At 63.5% G+C, this 18,268-nt stretch carries 19 protein-coding genes and 2 pseudogenes; 12 read left to right on the plus strand and 9 right to left on the minus strand.

Going from position 1 to position 18,268, the window contains the following annotated elements:
• Positions 1–75: 75 nt before the first annotated feature.
• The 7 genes and pseudogenes from MacB4_RS10935 to MacB4_RS10965 all read left to right on the plus strand — a co-directional run.
• A pseudogene (locus MacB4_RS10935) lies at positions 76–282 on the plus strand (hypothetical protein); the annotation flags it as partial.
• A 133-nt stretch (positions 283–415) separates the two neighbouring features.
• The gene (locus MacB4_RS10940; protein ID WP_206863843.1) at positions 416–706 is read left to right on the plus strand and encodes a hypothetical protein; all 291 of its coding nucleotides are present in this window, start codon (positions 416–418) and stop codon (positions 704–706) included.
• A gap of 482 nt (positions 707–1,188) precedes the next feature.
• Positions 1,189–2,085, plus strand: coding sequence for a hypothetical protein (locus MacB4_RS10945; protein WP_206863844.1), 897 nt, complete (start codon positions 1,189–1,191; stop codon positions 2,083–2,085).
• Between the two features lie 207 nt (positions 2,086–2,292).
• Positions 2,293–3,027, plus strand: a complete 735-nt coding sequence (locus tag MacB4_RS10950) for a hypothetical protein (RefSeq protein WP_051460321.1) — start codon at positions 2,293–2,295, stop codon at positions 3,025–3,027.
• Positions 3,028–3,030: 3 nt separating this feature from the next.
• Complete coding sequence (locus MacB4_RS10955; protein ID WP_206863845.1) at positions 3,031–3,759, plus strand: hypothetical protein; 729 nt, start codon at positions 3,031–3,033, stop codon at positions 3,757–3,759.
• A 61-nt stretch (positions 3,760–3,820) separates the two neighbouring features.
• Positions 3,821–4,567 (plus strand): hypothetical protein, encoded by a 747-nt coding sequence (locus tag MacB4_RS10960; protein ID WP_206863846.1) that lies wholly within the window; start codon positions 3,821–3,823, stop codon positions 4,565–4,567.
• 68 nt (positions 4,568–4,635) lie between these two features.
• Positions 4,636–5,343, plus strand: a complete 708-nt coding sequence (locus MacB4_RS10965) for a hypothetical protein (RefSeq protein ID WP_206863847.1) — start codon at positions 4,636–4,638, stop codon at positions 5,341–5,343.
• Positions 5,344–5,420: 77 nt separating this feature from the next.
• Here the strand turns inward: MacB4_RS10965 and MacB4_RS10970 are convergent, their stop codons facing one another.
• Positions 5,421–6,530 (minus strand): Fic family protein, encoded by a 1,110-nt coding sequence (locus MacB4_RS10970; RefSeq protein WP_206863848.1) that lies wholly within the window; start codon positions 6,528–6,530, stop codon positions 5,421–5,423.
• A gap of 460 nt (positions 6,531–6,990) precedes the next feature.
• Between MacB4_RS10970 and MacB4_RS10975 the strand changes: the two are divergent.
• From MacB4_RS10975 to MacB4_RS10985, 3 genes and pseudogenes are all read left to right on the plus strand, one after another.
• Positions 6,991–8,115 (plus strand): annotated as a pseudogene (locus tag MacB4_RS10975) (IS1380 family transposase).
• A gap of 297 nt (positions 8,116–8,412) precedes the next feature.
• A complete protein-coding gene (ltrA, locus tag MacB4_RS10980) occupies positions 8,413–9,906 on the plus strand; it encodes a group II intron reverse transcriptase/maturase (RefSeq protein WP_206863849.1) in 1,494 nt (497 codons plus the stop codon).
• Between the two features lie 15 nt (positions 9,907–9,921).
• Entirely contained in the window at positions 9,922–10,248 is a 327-nt protein-coding gene (locus tag MacB4_RS10985) for a transposase (protein WP_255551671.1), read from the plus strand.
• Positions 10,249–11,374: 1,126 nt separating this feature from the next.
• On the opposite strand, the gene MacB4_RS10990 is transcribed toward MacB4_RS10985, so the two are convergent.
• Entirely contained in the window at positions 11,375–11,713 is a 339-nt protein-coding gene (locus MacB4_RS10990) for a phage holin family protein (RefSeq protein WP_206863850.1), read from the minus strand.
• Positions 11,714–12,000: 287 nt separating this feature from the next.
• On the opposite strand from MacB4_RS10990, the gene MacB4_RS10995 reads away from it, so the two are divergent.
• Positions 12,001–12,150 (plus strand): hypothetical protein, encoded by a 150-nt coding sequence (locus MacB4_RS10995; RefSeq protein ID WP_206863851.1) that lies wholly within the window; start codon positions 12,001–12,003, stop codon positions 12,148–12,150.
• Between the two features lie 269 nt (positions 12,151–12,419).
• Here MacB4_RS10995 and MacB4_RS11000 read toward each other — a convergent pair whose 3' ends face one another.
• Positions 12,420–12,815 (minus strand): hypothetical protein, encoded by a 396-nt coding sequence (locus tag MacB4_RS11000; protein ID WP_206863852.1) that lies wholly within the window; start codon positions 12,813–12,815, stop codon positions 12,420–12,422.
• A gap of 347 nt (positions 12,816–13,162) precedes the next feature.
• On the opposite strand from MacB4_RS11000, the gene MacB4_RS11005 reads away from it, so the two are divergent.
• Entirely contained in the window at positions 13,163–13,348 is a 186-nt protein-coding gene (locus MacB4_RS11005) for a hypothetical protein (RefSeq protein WP_206863853.1), read from the plus strand.
• A gap of 549 nt (positions 13,349–13,897) precedes the next feature.
• On the opposite strand, the gene MacB4_RS11010 is transcribed toward MacB4_RS11005, so the two are convergent.
• The 6 genes from MacB4_RS11010 to MacB4_RS11035 all read right to left on the minus strand — a co-directional run bounded on the left by MacB4_RS11010 (position 13,898) and on the right by MacB4_RS11035 (position 18,189).
• The gene (locus tag MacB4_RS11010) at positions 13,898–14,296 is read right to left on the minus strand and encodes a type II toxin-antitoxin system VapC family toxin (protein ID WP_206863854.1); all 399 of its coding nucleotides are present in this window, start codon (positions 14,294–14,296) and stop codon (positions 13,898–13,900) included.
• Positions 14,293–14,559: an AbrB/MazE/SpoVT family DNA-binding domain-containing protein gene (locus MacB4_RS11015; protein ID WP_206863855.1), complete on the minus strand. Its 267-nt coding sequence runs from the start codon at positions 14,557–14,559 to the stop codon at positions 14,293–14,295. The genes MacB4_RS11010 and MacB4_RS11015 overlap by 4 nt, the downstream gene beginning before the upstream one ends.
• A 368-nt stretch (positions 14,560–14,927) precedes the next feature.
• Complete coding sequence (locus MacB4_RS11020; RefSeq protein ID WP_206863856.1) at positions 14,928–16,094, minus strand: FAD-binding oxidoreductase; 1,167 nt, start codon at positions 16,092–16,094, stop codon at positions 14,928–14,930.
• A complete protein-coding gene (locus MacB4_RS11025) occupies positions 16,095–16,499 on the minus strand; it encodes a hypothetical protein (RefSeq protein ID WP_206863857.1) in 405 nt (134 codons plus the stop codon).
• Positions 16,500–16,571: 72 nt separating this feature from the next.
• Positions 16,572–17,363 (minus strand): ABC transporter permease, encoded by a 792-nt coding sequence (locus tag MacB4_RS11030; protein WP_242529249.1) that lies wholly within the window; start codon positions 17,361–17,363, stop codon positions 16,572–16,574.
• Complete coding sequence (locus MacB4_RS11035) at positions 17,356–18,189, minus strand: ABC transporter ATP-binding protein (protein ID WP_242529250.1); 834 nt, start codon at positions 18,187–18,189, stop codon at positions 17,356–17,358. The genes MacB4_RS11030 and MacB4_RS11035 overlap by 8 nt, the downstream gene beginning before the upstream one ends.
• Positions 18,190–18,268: the final 79 nt, after the last annotated feature.

The following is an 18,268-nucleotide window of genomic DNA, read 5'->3' on the forward strand; positions in this document are numbered from 1 at the left end:
AGGAAGGGGGGTGGACGTGGCGATCAGGAGTTCTCCCCGGCGTCTTTCGATGGCTCCTCGGCGCAAGATCCGGTGCGGTCCGCCGCGGAGGCGGGGCTTGCGCTGCTGGAAGCTGGGGGAGACTTCGCCGATGGCATCCTCGCGCAGGAAGGCAAGTGGCTGGGCGGCCAAACCTTTGTCTCCTTCGACAAGAAGGCGGTCGCGCTCCTCTCCAAGCGGGAAAGGCCACGCGGTTGCTGCCATTGCTACCATAGCGGAAAGGCCCGCCTCGACCACCAATAGCCTCTTCCTCCCGCCATCGGTAGCTCCTCCACCCGCTTCGGGTAAGGGAGCGAGTTCTGCGCGCTCTTGTCTGCCATGGCGCATCTCCCCCGGGCCAGATCCGCCGAGCTGCACCGGAAAAGGAGCCAAAAGGATGGCCAGAGGCTTTCAAGGCTTCGGTTCCCTGAGGATTGCCGCGTTCCTCAAATCCGGAACATGGCGGCTCGATCGTCCCGCTCCCCCCGCGGGAAGGAGCGGAGAGGCTGGCAAGGTCAGCGACGACTCCAGCCAGGTGAAGGCCACGGATCTGCTGCCGGTTGGCAGGGAGCGGCAGACTAGGGAGCCGGTCGGCGTGGCGGTTATGGTCTCAGCCAAGGTGCGTCCTTATGAGCTGGAGCCGGCGGAAGCTCGGTCGAAGGCGTTCCTCAGGGCGGCGGAGGCGTGATCTTCGCCTGGTTTCATCCTGAGCGGGGAATGGAGGACCCTTAGCGTCGATCCTGGCCAGCTAGCTTCTCCGCCCGCGATTTCGGCGCAATTCTCCTTGGAGCCGAACCAAGCAGCGCGTCAAGCCTTCGGAAGCCGTTGCCTCTCCTGGTGATCCCGTGCTCGGGATTGTCGCCAGGCATCGGATGAAAGATCCCCCCGGGGCTTTTACCCGTGGCCTGTGGGAAGAGAGAAAGAAGAGCGACCTTGCCCTGCTTGCCGGTGGAGAGCGGGGATGACCCGGTTGGAGCTGGAAAAGCCAAAAGCCGATGAGAAAAGAGATTTTGGCGGCCATCCGGCCCGGGAGCATGGCAAGCATGGGATCCTGTCAGCGATCGATCTTGAGGGCGCGCCCCGGGGGCAGCTTCCTGGGAAGAACCTCTCCGGCATCGACTGGAAAGTGGCGTGCCTCGGGTGCCGCCGGCGAGAAGTACTTTGTTCAGCATGGAAGAGAACAACCAGAGCTCGCCGGGAGCGCCGACCGGCGACAGATGGGGATTGGCGCTGGAGGAATCGAGGACCTACCGGTGGCAGATGGTCCATGGGCCGGTGATGTCGGCCGTCGAGGGCGACGTTGGCCGGGAGTATATCCGGGCGATGGCAAAGGCCAAGGCGGCCTTTGCTGAGGCCGGGAGGGATGCCAGCGGTACGGAGCGGTATCGGTATGGCAGCTTGGCATCCATCTTGGACGCGCTGGCTGAGCCGCTTCGGGCCAACGGCTTCGAGATCACGCAGCCGCCGGTCGTCTTGCCGGGATGGGCAGGGGCGGTGACCGAGGTTGCCCATGAGAGCGGGCAATACCGCGCTGTAACGGTCATGTTGCCGGTAACGGCCGGGAGGAGGATGGAGGGAGGCAAGGAACCGGCGGCTCCCACAGCCCGGGAGTATGGGGCCGCAATCCGCCATGCCCGGCGTTATGGGCTGCTGGGCATCCTTGGGCTTCCGTCCGAGGAGGTAGAGGAGGGGGAGGGCTTCTCGCCAACGCCGGAGGTTTGGGGAGCCGATTGGCAGGATCGCCGCGTGGTGGTGACGGTGCTCAAGTCGGAGATCCAGCAGGGGAGCTCTGGGGGCAAGGCCTGGAGCTGCTTCCGCTTGTTGGTCCGGGAGAAGGCTGGGGAGGAGTACTGGCTGACCACCTTGGAGAGCGAGGTGGCCAACCAGCTGCTTGCGACCCGCACCGCGGTGGTCGAGATCGAGGAGGTGAGGAGCGGTGGCAAGGCCTATCGCAAGCTGAAGCGGGTCATTGGGAGCTCCCTGGGGTCGGCTTCTGCGTGCGATCCGGCCCATGCCGACTTCTGGCCGGGCGATCTGGCCATCCCGGACGAAGAGCCCCCCTTCTAGGGCAAGGGAGCGTGAAGCCTGGAGCCGTCCGTCCGGCGGTCGGAGAGACCGTGCAGGAAACCGGGCGGCTCCCGGCGGCTGGGCGCTATCGGAAGAGGCGGCGAATGGGCAGGCCTTTGCGCTTGGCCGGAAGCTGCGGATCGACCCCTGGGTGCTTCCCTCCCTTTGGATCTTGTGCAGCCATGGGGAAGTGCGCACATTGCTCCAATGGCAATCGAGAATCCTTGCGCGGAGGAGATCCTGAAGGCGCTTGGCGCCAATCCCGAATGGCGGGAGGCGGTTCGCAAGGAGCTCTGCGGCGAGGAAGCGCCCCAATTGAGCCCGGAGGAGGGGGAAGCCTGGCGGCAGCTTCTGGAGACCCATGCGATCCTTGAGAGCGGGATCCAGGAGTGGATGCGGTTTGCGGCCGCAACGGGAAAAAGGGTGGAGTCGATGGCGAGGCGTGTCGAGGAGCTCCGCAAGCCCATGGACCTCATCGACTCCTGGGCTCTGGCCGAGTGGGCTTCGGAGCGGATCGGGAAGATCGTGTGGCAGAGCGGCGTGAAGCTGGTTGCCGGAGGGGAGCGGGATCTTGTCGCGCATCTGATCGAATGGGCGGCGGAAGCGCAGGTCTTGAGCGGGAATGAGCGACGGGATCTTCTCCTGGCCGATTTTTTGGGCCTTGGCATGGAGCGATGGTCGGGGGAGCCCGTCTGCGTGGCTCTCCTCTTCTCCAAGAGCTGGAGCTTTGAGGATATTGAGTGCGCGGCAAGGCACGGGGATCTTTGGCTTAAGGTGGTGATGGCCGCGGAGGCGGCCAGGCCGGGCACGGTGACGAGCTTCCTGGCCCGGCCGCCTTCCAAGCGGCACGCCGTGGTGGCCAGCTTTTCGAGGAATTGCTTGGAAGAAGAAAAGGCCATTCGGCGGCAAGTCTGCTACGAAACGATCGTTCGGGAGATCTGATGGATGAAGAGTGAGGTTAAGGACGAGGAGATTCTGGCCAAGGCGAGGGAGAGCGCCGAGTGGAAGGCTGCCGCCCGGAGGGCGATGGTAGCGGAGAGGAGCGCGAGCCTTCCGGAGGAGAAAGGGGAATTCTGGAAGAAGCTCTTGCAGGTCAATGGCGGCCTTCAAGCCTCGATCGAGGCTGGAGAGTTGTCGCGGGCGGCGTTGGATCGAGCCGAGGGCCTTTTTGAGGACACGGTCGATCGGCTCACGGTCAAGCTGAACCTAATGGCCGGATACAAGCCGATACGCAAGCTGGAGGAGCGGATCGAAATTCTGCTAGGGAGCGCCGGGCTTTTTGCTTATGGGATGGAGCGCCGCGAATTCCGGAAGGTCATTGAGGAGGCGAGCGATGCGGGGGGTCTGAGCCCTGAGGAGGAGGACGATCTCCTTCGTGTCGATTTTTTGGGAGTGGGAACCGATGTTGACACCGAGGAGCGGGTCTGCATCGCAGCGGCTGCGTCCCGAGTCGTGCATCGGCGGGTGATTGCCCGTGCTGCGCGAGGGGCCCGCCTCTGGTTCCAGGCGGTCAGGGCTGCCTTGGCGGTCGACCCGGGGCTCCTGGCCGAGTACCTGCCGGCGCCACCGACCGGCTCTCGCGCCGTCGCTGTCGGCTTTTGGATGCGGATCTCGGATGTGGATGAGGCAGAAAGGCTGGGGGTTCGATTCGGGAGGGTGGGCTGGAAGCCCTGAGCGCACCGCCGCGAGTCGCACTTCGCATTGCCGGTAGCCTTCTTTGGGAGGATATTCGGTCGTGGCTGAGGAAATGGGCTCTTTGGAGGAGATTCTTTCGGCGCTCGAGGAGCGTCCGGAGTTGAGGGAAGCCGTTCGCGCGAAGCTGATGGCTGAGGATGGTCCCCAGCCGTCCGCAAGCCCGGAAGGCTTGCTCGACGGGCTCCGGGAGACCAACGCGATCCTCAAGTCCTTCCTGCAGGAGTCACTCCGCTTTCAGAGCTCGGTGCGGGGCGCGATGCAATCGCTCGACGAAGCGCTCCAGGCGCTCAGCCAGCAGCTCGATCTCATTGTCGGGCAGGGCATGATGAGATGGGGGAGAGAGCGCATCCAGAACCTCGTGCGGCGCTCCGGCGTGCGGCTGGCCTATCCGTTGGAGTGGCAGCTCCTCGAGGAGGTCATCGAGTGCGCCGTGCAAGCGGGAGTGCTGAGCAGAAGCGAGATGGATGACCTCTACGAAGCGGATTTCCTGGGGGTGGGCCAAGAGCTTGCCACGGGCACTCCTCTCTGCGTCGCGGCGGCGATCTCCTGCGTAGTCGATCGGACAGTCATCGAGCGGGCGGCCTCGCATGCGGATCTCTGGCTCAAGGCGGCGAGGGCCGCGATGGAGAGGCGGCCGGAGCTGCTTGCCAAGGTCCTGCCGACCGCGCCGGTCGATCGGCGGGCGTTGGCGGTTGGCCTCTGGATCGGCTCGGTGGACGCTGACCATGCCGACTCCCTTCGCGTCGACTTTGAGAAGGTGATCGAGGATCCTCTGTGGCATTTCTAGCCACCCGGCTGGAAGGGTCGGAAAAGGCAATTGGAGTGGCAGAGGGCTCAAGGGGAGGAAGGCAAGCGATGGCCAAGGATCGATTGGAGCTCAAGGAGGCCCAGGCCCGGCAGATCCTCGCCGAGGATCGATCGAAGCTTCCCGGAAGGGTCGGTGAGGTATGGGCCGCCATCGGCGAGGCGAATGCGGTCCTGCTGGAGTCGGTGGCGCACGGATTGCGATCGCAAGCCTTGCTGCAGGAAGCCAAGTTGCGGATCGACCAGAGGAGGAAAGCCTTTGGTTGGAAGATCGAGCGCATGGCCCGGGCCGACCCCATCGCCTGGGCGAGGGATCACATCCCGAGCATCGTTTGGCGGTCGGGCATCCAGCTCGAGCTTGGGATCACGGGGAGGGTGGTCGAGGATCTGCTGGAAGGCGCGCTTCAATCTGGGGCGCTGGCGGAGGCGGAGCGGCAAGAGCTCCGTTCCGCGGATTTCCTGGGAATCGGCTGCGAGTCGCGGCGGGCGCTCACGACCTGCGTTGCTCTCCGCACCTGCCAGATCGTGGAGCCGGAAGGAGTCCTCCGCGCAAAAAGGAATGCGGAGCTCTGGCTTCAGGCGGTGAAGGCCGCGACGGCGGCGAAGCCCGAGGCATTTTCCCGGCTTCTACCAAAGGCTCCCGAACGATCTGTGGCGATCGTCGCCGGGGCTTGGATGAGCTTCCGGTGCTTCCGCGAGATTGGCCTCTATAGCTGGAGCAATGGGATGCGCTTCCAGAGGGTTCCGTGGCCGGTCTGATGGGCTTCCCGCAAGCTCTCCAGCAGCAAAGAGCCGGCTTTGGAAGTCAGTCGTGGGGAGGAGGGGAAGCGCAAGGATCAGAGGCTTGGCTCATCGGGCACCACCACCGAGAAGCTGGCCTCCTTGCGATCGCCAGGATCCCTCGAGAGCACGCCGAGCTCGAGAAGCTCGCGAATATCGCGCTCGGCCGTCAAGAGCGGGCAGTGGGCGATCTTCGACCATTTCCTGGCCGTTAAATGACCTTTGAAACCCTCCAAGCAGCGGCTGAGCATGAGCTTCTGGCGCTCGTTGAGCGGCGACCGAGCGTGGATCGTCCAGAAGCGGGCCTTCCGCAACGCCTGGCGGTGCATCTCCCGCGCTCCGTCCACGGCGCGGGAAAGGCAGCCCAGGAACCAGGAAGCCCACCCGGTCAGGTCCAATCCGCATCGATCGGCGTTCTCCAGGCTCCCAGAGTATCCCTTCCGCTCCTTCGCGATCTGGCGCGAAAGGCTATGGAAGGTTCTCCCCGAGTCCTCGGAACGCGCCAAGGCCAAGCCTGCGATCGCCCTGCCGATGCGGCCATTGCCATCCTCGAAGGGATGGATCGTGACGAACCAGAGATGGGCAATGGCCGCCTTCAGGACGCCGTCGATCGCCTGCTCGGCGTTGAACCAGGCAAGGAACCTGCCCATTTCCAGCGGCAGGCGGGATGCCGGAGGCGCCTGGAAGTGGATCTTCTCCCTTCCCATTGGGCCAGAGGCAATGACCATCGGCCCTTTGGCGTCGTCGCGCCACGCGGCTGTCCGGATCTTCCCCGAGCGGGAAGAGCCTTCCGGGAAAAGGGCCGCATGCCAGCCGAACAACCGCTCCTCGGTGAGCGGAGCTCGAAAATTCCGCGTTGCGTCCAGGACGATCTCAGCCGCCCCTTCGGCTTGCCGGTGGAAGGCGAAGGGAGCCTCAAGGCCAAGCCGCCGCGCCACGGCGGACCGCACGGCATCCCGGTCGAGCCTTTCGCCTTCGATCTCGCTGTTCCAGAACGCCTCTTCTGTGATCGCCAACGCCTCAGCCTCAGCGGACTGCGGGATTCCGAGCGCGAAGATGGCTTCCCGGAGGCTCCCCTGCTTCCGCCGAACGGTGGCAAGCTGCTCTCGGATGGCCTCGGCGTCGAGCTTGAATGCCGGCCACTCCCGCTCTTCCCAGAGGTGCATATTGGCACGCCGCTTCTCTCTATCTCAGCCGCAGCGTTCTTGGCGTGATCGAGGGGTGCACGGCTTCCTTAGCCAAACGCGACGGGTCACCGTAGCGCTTGCCGCTCTGACCCCCGGAGGAGCAGGAGGCCGGGCCCCGTGGAATGGGGCCGGCTCCCAGCCCGCGGGACTGGGGGTAAGGCTCCGCGGAACCGCGATGGTGTCCGGCGAGATGACCCCGATGCGCGGTGAAGGCCCCCGATCGGCAATGGTAGCCTTCTTGGCCCCATGGGAGCCCGCGATCCTCCCGGGTTGCGGCATCAAAGGTCGCAAATGACGGAGATCTAGCCGCCATTTCTCACGAAGGCCGACCAAAACGGGAAGCAAAAAGCCTGCAAAAGAGCATAGGAAAGGCCGCCTTTCCCTGGTATAAAGTGCGTGAACGATACGTAATTACAACCAGGAAGGAAAGCGGCCTTCGATGACAGAGTGTAGCCAAGAGACTTTTGGATTTACAGCCCATTTTTCGCGTCGGGTGGAAGCGGGATTTACCGCGGGTCGGGTTTCGAGTGATGGGGGCGCGATCCTCTTACGAGAAGCGGATCGGAAGATCGGGTTGTTAAGACGGCTGGAGCGTTGCTTCCGGGATCGACGCCATCCGGGGCGCATTGTGCATCGGGTGCGGGAGATGCTAGCGCAGCGCATCTTCGGGATTGCGCTGGGCTACGAGGATCTCAATGACCACGAGCAGCTGCGTACCGATCCTTTGGTGGCTCTCCTAAGCGGTAAAAGGGATCTGGAAGCGGATCTGGCGGGCAAGAGTACGCTCAACCGCCTGGAACTGGTAGGTCGAAGCGAACGCTACCACAAGATCGACTACTCGGCCGAAGCGATCGACCGGCTGTTGGTCGATCTCTACCTTGAATCGCATCCCCAGGCTCCCAAGGAGGTGGTGCTCGATCTGGATGCGACCGACATCCCTCTTTACGGCCATCAGCCCGAGCGCTTCTTCCATGGCTATTATGATGCGTATTGTTATTTGCCGCTCTATATCTTCGCCGAAGATCAGCTCCTCGGCGTGCGGCTTCGGCCATCGAACCAGGATGCGGCGGAGGGATCCCTTGCCGAGATCATCCGGATCGTGGGACAACTCCGCACCCATTGGCCCGAGGTCAAGATCGTGCTCCGGGCCGACTCGGGCTTCTGCCGGGAAGAGATCATGGCCTGGTGCGAAGCCAATCAGGTCGACTTCCTCTTCGGCCTGATTCGCAACGAGCGCTTGTGCCGACCCATTGAGGCGTCGATGAAGCAGGCCCGTCGTCTGCACGAGTCCACGGGCAAACCGGCTCGCGTCTTTTCCGAGTTTGCCTATCGCACCTTGAGTAGCTGGTCGAGGGAGCGCCGAGTGGTCTCCAAAGCTGAGTACTTGGAGTAAGGAAAGAATCCGCGCTTTGTCGTCACCTCTCTCTCCACCGAGGAGTGGCCCGCCCAGGCCCTCTACGAGAAGCTCTACTGCGCGCGCGGAGAGATGGAGAATCGGATCAAGGGTGCGCCGGCAAAACCGGCGAAGAGTAGGTGGTGCAAGTCCACTGCACTGAAGAAATAGCGAATCACAGTGGCCCTGAGTCATGCGCCGTTGACCGTGAGGACAACGGTGAAGCGTTGACAAGGGTACGCACAGGCCAGCCATGGAGCCGCGAAAATGGTTTATGTTCCGAACGCTGACACGGTCTTTGACGTGGAAGGCAACACGGCCGGAGGCGATAACGCGAGCCTTCGATCGGTTCGGCGTGGTCTTTAGAACCTGGCATGTGCGCACGCTCTTCGTACGGGAACCGGGAGATCTTGGGCCTGACCGGCAAGCACTACCGGTCCGCATCGGGAAGGTGAGGAGCCAAAGCCGATGATGAACGGACCCAAGAAGTCTGACCTCGCCATAGTAGCTGAGAAGCCGACGAACAAGGCCGGGAAACCGGCGGCGGAGCCGGTGGAGCCAAGGGCGAGGACCGAGGGGAACACGCATCAGCAAAGCACGGACCGGACTCAGGGCCGGGTTCGCGTGTCACAGGCGCTGGAGCGTGTACGGCAAGTAGCAAAGGCGAGGAAGAAGGAACGGTTCACTGCGCTGCTCCACCATATCAGCGTCGATCTACTCCGTCAGTCGTTTTACGCACTCAAGCGCAACGCGGCTCCCGGAGTGGACGGGGTGAGATGGTCGGACTACGAGGCAAACCTGGAGAGCAATCTGCAAGGTCTGCATGATCGGGTTCATCGGGGCGCGTACCGGGCACTGCCCAGCCGGAGGAAGTACATTCCAAAGCCGGATGGGCGGCAGCGGCCGTTGGGCATCGCGTCGTTGGAGGATAAGCTCCTCCAGCGGGCGGTGGTGGCGGTGCTGAATGCGATCTACGAGGAAGATTTCCTCGGGTTCTCGTATGGATTCCGGCCGAAGCGCAGTCAGCACGATGCGCTGGATGCTTTGGCAACCGGCATTCAACGACGGAAGGTGAGCTGGATACTCGACGCAGATTATCGAAGCTTTTTCGACACGGTGAGTCATGAATGGCTTATTCGTTTCCTGGAGCATCGAATCGGCGACGAGCGCATCCTCCGTCTGATCCGCAAATGGCTGAAGGCGGGAGTACTGGAGGCGGAGGTTGTCACGGAGAGCGAAGCAGGCACGCCTCAGGGTGCGACGGTGTCGCCCCTGTTGGCCAACGTCTATTTGCATTACGTGTTCGATCTCTGGGTGCAACAGTGGCGGAAACGCCACGCCCGCGGGGACATGATCATAGTGCGCTACGCCGATGATAGTGTCCTCGGCTTTGAGTATGAAGCCGATGCCCAGCGGTTTCTGGCGGAGATGGGGACGCGGTCGAAGGCATTCTCGCTGCAACTGCATCCGGACAAGACACGGATCATTCGGTTTGGCCGTTTTGCGGCTCTCAATCGAAAAGAACGTGGTCGGGGCAAACCGGAGACCTTCAACTTTCTCGGCTTTACCATGATCTGTGGCCAGAAGCGCACGGGTGGCTTCCAACTTCTGCGAAGAACCCGCCGCGACCGTCTGCAGCGCACGATACAGCGCGTGAAAGAGGAATTGCAGCGAAGGCGGCACCAGCCGATTCCTGATCAAGGAAAATGGCTGGCGCAGGTGGTCAGGGGCTTTTATGCATACCACGCAGTGCCGACGAACTATCCGGCGCTGCGGCTGTTTCGGGTTCGCATTGCACAGCTCTGGAAGCGCGCGTTGTCACGGCGTGGCCAGCGCGGTCAGTTGACCTGGAAGCAAATGCCCAAACTCGTTGATGCCTGGCTGCCACCACCGCGTATTCTGCATCCTTGGCCCGAGCGTCGCTTCGCCGTCAAGCACCCAAGGTGGGAGCCGTGTGCCTGAATCGGGCTTGCACGGATCTGTCCGGGGGGCGTTCCGCAAGGAGCGTCCCTACCGGGAAAACAGCTCTACCTCTTTGCCGAGCGCCTCTCGACCGCGCAAATGGCCAGCAATCAGCTTCGCCTCTACTTTTCGGCTTTGGCCTATGCCCTGGTCGAAGCGCTGCGACGGCTGGCTCTGCAAGGAACGGAGTGGGCCAACGCCCAGGTCGACACCCTCCGGCTCAAGCTCGTCAAGATCGGCACGCTGGTCCGTGTCAGCGTCCGACGCGTCCTCTTGTCGATGAGCAGCGCCTATCCTTGGAAGCACCTCTTCACCCACGTCTTCCAGATGCTGCGTTGCTGAGCATCCCTGAAAACCAGAGCGCTTCCCCCTGCAGTAGAGCCTCCCATCGGGCGGAGCCTTGTTCCCAAAGCGGATTTTTGCCCTTTACAGAGCTCGCATTAAGCCAAATCGAGCAAAAATCTTGCTCCATCCCCACTCACGAAGACCCTTTCCTCGCCGAACATCCTCGCAATCGACTCGGCCCTTCCTTTCTTGCGCGAAAGCTCGCGTTGGTGAGAAATGGCGGCTAGCTCTCGGCGCTGAGCGCCATAAGCTACCCATGGCCGCCCGAGTCCTTCTTCACCAACCCACCCAAAGAAACGCACATTGCTGCAATCGATGGGGCGGCCGGTGTCAAGATGATGCTCGGCGGCCTGGCGGTCGGCATTCGTGAGCGCACGCGCGCATTCGACCGACGCGAGGAAGCTCTTCACTTCTCTTTGCGATTGCGTTGCTTTGGGCATGCTGCTTCCTATGGCACCCCGGCTGATGGATCCAGGCGGGGCTTGCCGATCTCCGGCGGGCCATCTTACATCGTTCTATTCCCCATGCGCCAGACGGCAAGAACCGAGGCCAGCAAGGTCGCCTGGCACCCAGACCTCGTTCAAGTGGGACGTAATCAGGGCAAGTAGTCGCGAACGGAGGTGAGCCTCTTCCGCCAATCGGCCATCGCCAAAGAATGTTGCCTGGGCCGGACGATCGAAAAAAGCGCCCGCAAGGTGCTGCGGAGATTCCGGTACCGGAAGGGAGAGGCGTTCTTCCTCTTAGGCGGGAAGTGGCATCGCGCTCTTCGGGCACTGCCGACTGGACAGAGTGGAGAGGCGGGGCTCCTCGCTGAATTGAGTGGGTAAGGGGAGAGCGGGTTTCGGTTAAGGGATGGCAAGCTTTTCGCTGCGGCGCTGCCACTGGGTTCGGAAGGGAAGGGGATCTTTTGGCTCTACCCACTCGGAACAGAGAAGAGGCACCGGAACTGCCAAGATCGCTTCGGCAAAGCGGTCGCCTCTGCCCCGGCTGGTCGTGAATCACCCGCTTGGGGGTGAGGCAAGGGCGGGGAGCGACTCTCCAACGTCGCTGGCCGAGCTCGAGCGCAAGTCGCACGGCCGCTTCTTTCCAAGCCAGCGGCGGACCGCAGCCCGCAGAACCCCCGCTACAGCCAACCTTCCAGCGCCAGCCGGACGAGGCTGATCACGACGGCACCGCCGACGGCGGAGCCAAAGGAGGGGACGATGAAGCCCGAGACGAGCTTGCCCGTCCAGTAGAGGAGGAGAGCGTTGATCAGGACCAGGAAGAGACCGAAGGTCAGGAGGATCAACGGAAAGGAGAGGGTGACGAAGATCGGCTTGAGCAGCGCGTTGATGATGCCGAGCACGAGTGCGGCCACCAGCAGGGAAGAGAGGCTTTCGTAGCGGATCCCGATGAACTTGATGTGGGCGGTGACGAAGAGCGCGATCGCCAGGATCAACCAGCGGATCAGGATCGTTCCCATGCCGCGCCTTTTTCCCCGGGACCGCTGCGGTTGACAAGCACAAAAGGAATCGGCCGCTTTTCGCGGTCTTCTCCCGCAATGGCCCTGCGCAGGTTTGCTTTGTCTAACCGGCCAGCAGAGGCATGGGCGTGAGCTGGAGATTCTCCGCTCAAGTCTGACTCCTCCGATGTGGGAAGGCTGCGGGATTGCTAGAGACAGGGCAAGGGCGCTGGCGAGCCGCGATTTCTCAGCATTGCCGAGGTTTTGCGCAAACGCACGATCCTGCCCATCGACGGAAATCGCTCCTTGTGCCGACCCGATCGATTCCCGAGCTTGCTGCGGCCACTCCCCGCTTTTCCGTGAACCTGGAGCTGCTCTTTCTCTTGAATCCGCTTTTCCGCCTTTGCGGAAAGGACGCCATGTCGGCCAATCTCGATGGCGCGGCATTGCCGGAGTGACGACGGTCGCCCGGGAGATGCTGATCCCGACTAGATATGAGGCTTGTGGGGTAGAGGCGCTCTTTTCCTTTGGAGGCGTTGATCGTCTTGCCCAAACGAGCGCTCATCCACGCGAGCGATCGGGCGATCCGCGTGTGCATCTCCCGGCAAGCCTCCTGAACTCGCCCTGGCGCTAGACGTCCAAGAGCTGCAGGTTCCGGCTTCGTGGAGCGGATGAAAATGGAAGCCAAGCCTGCGAGCGATCCCAACGAAGGGCAATTCCCAGTCGCCTAGGGGGATCCGGCCTGCGCGGGAAGTGCGCGCTCCACGCGATCCGAGGCTCCGTTTCCGGCAGTGCCATTCGAGTTGGACTGCGGCGGGGCGGCGCGAGACCACTGGATCGCCGCGTAGTAGCCGCTGACGCTATAGTGTACCTGGGAAGATGCAGTCCCTCCAAAGGTGCCGTAGCTACTGTTGCCCAAGGTTTGCTGCTGCTGGGTTCCGGACCAGTTGCCGGTTGTCCCCGTCACGAACCGATCCGAGCCCAGCAAGATCAAGGCATCCGCTCCAACCTTCTTGGCCATGGCTACCGCTCGCGTTCTTGGGGAACCGAAAAGTCCGTTCCTGGCGCCAATCAACCCGATGATCACATAGGGCCTGGCGGGAGGGGTCGTATAAATGGACATCCCGTTGACCTCGCCATGGGCACCTGAGCCCTGCTTGCCGATCTCAGGGCGTTCGAATGGTTGCCAATCCGCTCGTATTGCTAAGGCTTCGGGCGTCCCGAAAGCGAGCAGGCCACACGCGAGCGATAGGACAGAAATGGCTCGCTTTGCAGGTTGCATTCTTCGACCGGACTGACCCTTGGCGACACGGAGAACTGCACCCCTTATGCGGTTTGCTGGGCAGCGGCGGTAAATGGGCTGGGGTGCGGGTGCGGCAGCCCAGCGCGTCGTTTCGCCTTGAGTCGATCGAGGATCGCGGTGGCCGCAAGAGCATCGCCGAAAACCGCGCCCCATTCGCTCACGTTTTAATGGCTGGTGATCCGGAGGTGCCTCGTTCGGAGCGGCACAAGATCAACGGGAAGGAGAGATGGGCCACGTTGGGCCCAAAGCTTTCGAACCTGGCGTTCGTCTCGCGAAGGCTCCGCCGCCTGGTCAATGAGCGGAGTGAGCCGATCCCGGACCGGCTGATCGACGAGCCTCCAGGGCGAGGCTAGGAGTTGGTGTCGACCTCAACCCAGGGCTCGCTGCTGAGCATCCAGATTTGCTCTTCTACAGCCATATAGGAAGGAGGCCGCTCGCCAAGGCGCTCCTGCTCACGCGGCCAACTCGTCTATCGTCCTTCCCCTTGGTCCGAGCCCGATAGGAAGCACGGCTCTGCGGCCGAAAACCTCGGTAGCCAGCAAAAAAGAGGGAACGTTCGTCGATAAACACCAGTCAGCTCCAGGGTCTTGTGAAGTCACCGGGGCTTGGGGTTGTCGACGCCTCTTCGCTGTTTCCAGTGGGTAGAGCCGGAAGATCGAGCCGCAACGTTCCGGCTTTGAGGAAGGCGGCAATTCTCAGGGAACGGAAGCTCCGAAAGCCTCTGGTCGTCCTTTTGGCTCCTTTTCCGGTCCAACTCGGTACATCGGGCCTGGGGAAGATGCGTCATGGCGCACGACAGCGCGCACAAAATGCTCACTTACCCGAAGCGGGTGGAGGAGGTGCCGATGGCGGATGGAAGAGGCTATTGGTGGGGCTATTGGTGGTCCAGGCGGGCCTTTCCCCTATGGCAGCAGCCGCGTGGCCTTTCGCTGCTTGGAGAGCAGCGTGACCGCCTTCTTGTCGAAGGAGGCAAAGGTTTCGCCGCCCAGCCACTTGCCTTCATGCGCGATGATGCCGTCGGCGAAGTCTCCCCCAGCTTCCAGCAGCGCAAGCCCCGCCTCTGCGGCGGGCCGGTTGACGACGACATTGCCCGTATCCAGTAGCGCCCGGATGGCGTTCGAAACCTCTTCCTTCGGCAGCCTGGCGCCCTGCCGCAAGATCCAGACCAGCTCACACAGCGAAGGCAGCGTTACCGCGATCCGCGTCGCACTCTTGAGCAGGTCGCGTGCCGTCCGGCACTGCGCGGCATCGTCCTGCAAGATCGCACGCGCCAACACGTTCGTGTCGGCGATGATCTTCATTTGTCGGGCAATCGGCCTGCCCAGCCCGCTGCCGCGATGTCGTTCATCTCCTCGATGGTCAGCGGCTTTTTGAGCCTCACCTTGCCGTCCAGGGAATGAAAAAAGCCGTCAATGGTTCCCCTCGGCCGCGCTGCCCGGATCCGCAGCTCGCCACCCGGCAGCTTTTCCACCTCGAGCCGCTCCCCCGGCTCGATACCGAGGTGCTGGAGCAAGTCCCGCTTGAGCGTAACCTGCCCCTTCACTGTGACCGTAAGCGCCGCCACTACGTCCTCCCTGGTTCCATTGCCAAAAGTAAGGTAAATATTAATTACGGTCAAGACGGGAAGCACTTTTCCGGGTCGTGTCGATCCGAAGTCCCCAAGGCGTCTTGCACATCCTTGCCCGCTTCGGCTCCGGGCCGTATGGGATCTTGCGCCGAGGAGTCATCGAAAAACGCCTGGGAAAACTCCCGACCGCCGCGTCGAACCTCCCCTCCTCTCCCCCCAAAAAGCCGTCGAAGACAAATGGCAAGAACCCTGCTTCCCGCCATCCATTCACCCAAATCCGCTGTCCATACCCACTCCGTTCAGCGGAGAGCCGTTGGCGATGATCCCTCCCTTCCGCGAAATCTCGCGTTGGTGAGGAATGGCGACTAGCCAGCCTTGGCTGAGCTTCCTCGGGCTCGAAGCCGCCTGGGGGAGAAGGTCACCTCGCTAACGCCCTGGGCCGCGATGTGGGGGGGGAACGGGGCGGCGGTCAGGAGGGCTGCGGCGATCTCCCCGAGGGCCGGAGAGGTCTCGATCCCAAAGCCGCCCAGGGCCGCAACCCAGAACAAGCCGGGAAGGTCGGGGTCCCATCCCAAGACCGGGCACTCGTCGGAGACGAAGGAGCGGAGGCCGGCCCAGCGGCGGAGGAAGGAGGTGGGCCCGAGGGGAAGGGTCGTCGCCTCGGCCAGCCGTTCGAGAAGGATCTGGCAGTCGCGCTCCTCGGGCTGGGCATCGCAGGGGGGGAGGGGAGTCTGGTCGGCGGGGGAGGCGAGGAGCTCTTCCCCCCAAGGCCGGAAATAGAATCGCTCGTGGACCTCGAGCACCATCGGCCACCGCTCGATCCCGGCTTGGGGATCGGGCCGGAAGGTCATCACGGTTCTCCGCTTCGGGACGATGCCGAGGGGAGCCGCCCCGGCCATGCGGGCGACCTGGTCGCACCAGGCTCCCGCGGCGTTGACGAGGAGCGGAGCCGTGAAGGCCCCGGCAGGAGTCTGCACCCGCCAGAGCTCGCCCTTCCTTTCGATCGCCTGAGCTTCCGCGCGGAGCAAGATGCGCCCTCCACGTCGGAGAAGCCCTTCCTGCAGGGCCTGGAGGAGTGCGGGAAGGTGGATATCCATGCCCCCGGCTTCGAGCACGGCTCCGCCGACGAAGGAGGGCCGCAGGACGGGCACTTGGGCGCAGGCCTCCGCGGGAAGAAGGCGCTCGATCGAGGTTCCTTCGGCGGCCATCCTTTCGGCGAAGGAGTCCAGGGCGGGGAGATCGGCCGGGGAGGCGACGAAGAGAGCATCCCGGGGTGAGGCGAGATTGCGTGCGGGAGGGGCTTCTTGCGGATGCGTAAAGAAGGGCCGGCTGGCGCGGCAGAGGGCACGCACGGGAGCGGTCCCATGGCTTCCCCGAAAGAAGACGGCGGAGCGGCCGGTCGAATGGTATGCGGCTCTCTCCTCCCGTTCGAGGAGGAGGACCGAGCGGCCTTTTTGGGCAAGGTGGAATGCGGTGGTGAAGCCGGCGATGCCACCGCCGATCACCAGAGCATCCATGGGGCCGCTCGTCATCTACTTCTCCTCGGAGCCCTTCTGGAGGCCATTGACGAAGGCATCGACCTTCGCCTTGGCGAAGTCGAGGTTGAGCTGGGCGCGCTTGAGCTCAAGCTTGGCGAGCGAGGCGGTTTCCTTGGGCGTCTGGTTGCCCTTCATCGTCTCCTGCTCGCGTTCCTGGATGGCCGCGCTGAGGGAGGCCAAGGCCTCTGCCGCGGCGCGCTTCGTCCTTTCCGAAGGATGGCGCCGGAACTCGGCGATCCGCTCCTCGGCGGTGGTCGCCTTCTGCTCGGCGCTGCAGCCGAAGAAGAAGAGCAGGGGAGCGGCCAGGACGAGGAAGCGGGCGATCCGTCGCCAACGAGAGCGCTTGGGAGCGAGCGAGGGCGTGGACGAGGCACGTCGTCGGAATCCATGGCCGGCCATGCCAGCGATCGAAAGCGAAAATCGGTCGGGAGGCGAGCCGGAAATGACCCAAGAGGTCGTCTTCCGGTGGGATCAGACCAGGATCCGGGGATAGAGCTTGGCCGCGAGGATGGTCAGGGCCGTGAGGGTGATGGCCAGGACCGAGAGGTCGGTGCCCAGGCCGACGGTGCTCGAAGAATGGACGAGCATGAGGGTGCGCAGGGCATCGACCAGGTAGGTGAGGGGGTTGATGCGCGAGACGAGGCGGAGCCAGCCCGGCATGAGGTGGATCGGATAGATCGCGTTGCTGGCGAAGAAGAGCGGCATGGTGAGCAGCTGGCCGATCCCGATGAGGCGTTCGCGCGTCTTGACGAGGCAGGCGACGATCAGGGAGAGGGTAGAAAAGAGAGCCGAGCCGAGGAGGGTGAAGGCGAGGAGGGCGAGCATCGCTCCCGGCTCCCAGCGGATCTGGACTCCGAGGGCTGCTGACAGGCCGAAGATCACGACCGCCTGCGAAAGGCTGCGGACGCCGCCGCCGAGCGCCTTTCCCAACACAAGGGTCCAGCGGGGTGCGGGGCTCACGAGGTAGCGGGTCAGAACCCCGGAATCCCTCTCCCAGATCGCGGAGATCCCGTAGAAGATCGAGATGAAGAGGGCACTCTGGGCGAGGATGCCCGGTGCGAGGAAATCGAGGTAGGGAAGGCCCCCGGTCGGGATGGCGCGGATCCGGTCCATCACCTTGCCGAAGATCAGGAGCCAGAGCAGCGGTTGGACGACCCGGGTGAAGAGCTCGATCGGATCGTGGCGCAGCTTCCGGAGCTCCGCTTCCGCGATCGCGGCGGTCTGGTCCCAGGTCGCCAGCAGCTCGGGAAGTCCCTTAGCCATGGCGCCGGATCGCCTTGCGGGTGCGGAGCGCCTCCGCATACGAGCTGCCTTCGGAGGGATGAGGCTCGCCCGCGATGTCGAGGAAGACCTCCTCCAAGCTCCGTTGCCCGCTTCCGGAGCGACAGAGCTCCTCGGGAGAGCCGAGGCGGACGAGCCTTCCCGAGCGGAGAAAGCCAACCGTTTCGCAGAGCTCGCTTGCTTCTTCCATGTAATGGGTGGTGAGGAAGATCGTCATCTGCCAACGCTCCCGGAGCTCACGCAGGTGGTGCCAGAGGGCTCGTCGGGCGACGGGGTCGAGCCCGGCCGTCGGCTCGTCGAGGAAGAGGATCCTGGGCTGGCTGACGAGCGCCTGGGCGATCTCGAGCCGGCGGATCATTCCGCCCGAGTAGTGGCGGACGAGCTCCGCGGGCTGCTCGATGCCCATGAACTCGAGGGCTTGCTCGATCCGGTCGCGGCGCTCGGAGCGGGGGATGCGGTAGAGCTTGGCCCCGATCGAGAGGTTCTCGTAGCCGGTCAGATCGGGATCGGCGGAGAGCATCTGCGGGACATAGCCGATGCGGGCGCGGACGGCGATGGGGTCGCGGACCACATCGTGCCCGTCGACGCGGGCGCTCCCCGAAGAGGGGGGGAGCAGGGTGGTGAGCATGCGGATCGTGGTCGTCTTGCCCGAGCCGTTGGGTCCGAGAAGTGCGAAGATGGCGCCGGCACGGACCTGAAGCGTCAGCCGGTCGACGGCGCGGAAGGAGCCGAAGCAGCGGCTGAGCTCCTGCGTTTCGATGGCGAAGGGAGTGGGGGCTTCGGGTACCATCGGGGAGAACCCAGACATGAGGTGATCCCCACGCGGGACCATCCTCTTTTTGTCGGGGGCGGCAGAGAATTGCAACCCTTGGAAGCGCAACCCCAAA

This window comes from Methylacidimicrobium sp. B4 (genome assembly GCF_017310545.1).
GTDB lineage: Bacteria > Verrucomicrobiota > Verrucomicrobiia > Methylacidiphilales > Methylacidiphilaceae > Methylacidimicrobium.

Coding starts and splice junctions, on each gene's coding strand:
- MacB4_RS10940 (WP_206863843.1), top strand. CDS start 416: ATGGCCAGAGGCTTTCAAGGCTTCGGTTCCCTGAGGATTGCCGCGTTC.
- MacB4_RS10945 (WP_206863844.1), top strand. CDS start 1,189: ATGGAAGAGAACAACCAGAGCTCGCCGGGAGCGCCGACCGGCGACAGA.
- MacB4_RS10950 (WP_051460321.1), top strand. CDS start 2,293: ATGGCAATCGAGAATCCTTGCGCGGAGGAGATCCTGAAGGCGCTTGGC.
- MacB4_RS10955 (WP_206863845.1), top strand. CDS start 3,031: ATGAAGAGTGAGGTTAAGGACGAGGAGATTCTGGCCAAGGCGAGGGAG.
- MacB4_RS10965 (WP_206863847.1), top strand. CDS start 4,636: ATGGCCAAGGATCGATTGGAGCTCAAGGAGGCCCAGGCCCGGCAGATC.
- MacB4_RS10970 (WP_206863848.1), bottom strand. CDS start 6,530: ATGCACCTCTGGGAAGAGCGGGAGTGGCCGGCATTCAAGCTCGACGCC.
- ltrA (WP_206863849.1), top strand. CDS start 8,413: ATGATGAACGGACCCAAGAAGTCTGACCTCGCCATAGTAGCTGAGAAG.
- MacB4_RS10990 (WP_206863850.1), bottom strand. CDS start 11,713: ATGGGAACGATCCTGATCCGCTGGTTGATCCTGGCGATCGCGCTCTTC.
- MacB4_RS11000 (WP_206863852.1), bottom strand. CDS start 12,815: ATGTCCATTTATACGACCCCTCCCGCCAGGCCCTATGTGATCATCGGG.
- MacB4_RS11005 (WP_206863853.1), top strand. CDS start 13,163: ATGGCTGGTGATCCGGAGGTGCCTCGTTCGGAGCGGCACAAGATCAAC.
- MacB4_RS11010 (WP_206863854.1), bottom strand. CDS start 14,296: ATGAAGATCATCGCCGACACGAACGTGTTGGCGCGTGCGATCTTGCAG.
- MacB4_RS11020 (WP_206863856.1), bottom strand. CDS start 16,094: ATGACGAGCGGCCCCATGGATGCTCTGGTGATCGGCGGTGGCATCGCC.
- MacB4_RS11025 (WP_206863857.1), bottom strand. CDS start 16,499: ATGGCCGGCCATGGATTCCGACGACGTGCCTCGTCCACGCCCTCGCTC.
- MacB4_RS11030 (WP_242529249.1), bottom strand. CDS start 17,363: ATGGCTAAGGGACTTCCCGAGCTGCTGGCGACCTGGGACCAGACCGCC.
- MacB4_RS11035 (WP_242529250.1), bottom strand. CDS start 18,189: ATGTCTGGGTTCTCCCCGATGGTACCCGAAGCCCCCACTCCCTTCGCC.